This window comes from Helicobacter sp. 13S00401-1 (assembly GCF_002272925.1).
GTDB lineage: Bacteria > Campylobacterota > Campylobacteria > Campylobacterales > Helicobacteraceae > Helicobacter_I.
In genome coordinates this window covers 1-457 of the sequence record NZ_MLAR01000053.1, presented here as the reverse complement: position 1 = coordinate 457, position 457 = coordinate 1, and the positions used below count along the sequence as shown (strand labels likewise).

Below are 457 nucleotides of genomic sequence, written 5' to 3'. Positions count from 1 at the left end.
GCTTGTATGAAATCTAGGTTTACTGAATACTGAGGATTAAAACTTGAAGTTGATCCTAGTGAGTTAGCACCCATACTTATAGTTGTTTGTAAGCCAAGAGTACTAGTCTTTCTTGTAGTAAAGATTGCGCTACCTAGCTTTAGCTTAGCATCTAGCCCTGCATTAGGGGCTAGTATAGAAAAGCCTCTATTAGCACTTTGTGCACTTAGTCCAGTTCCTGCTCCTGCTCCTAGCAAGAACCTTATCCCATCTATATCATAGTTAGCAGTTTTAATGTGTGATATTTTATGAGACTTTTTAACTCCTCTAGTAGCAGCCATAGCTACAGAGCTAAGACTAACTATCAAGCTAGCAGCTAATATGACTTTTATTACTCTTGGCATTACCTATCCTTTCTTATGCTTACTTAAAAATCTAAGTAAGCTAATCTCTTTACTACTTACCTATTTGCTTACTT

1 protein-coding gene is annotated in these 457 nt (G+C 36.8%); it reads right to left on the bottom strand.

The features are described 5' to 3' along the window. Positions 1 to 383: phosphoenolpyruvate hydrolase family protein (locus BKH43_RS08395; RefSeq protein WP_143429072.1), on the bottom strand; the 383-nt coding region annotated here is incomplete at its 3' end. Positions 384 to 457 lie beyond the last annotated feature (74 nt).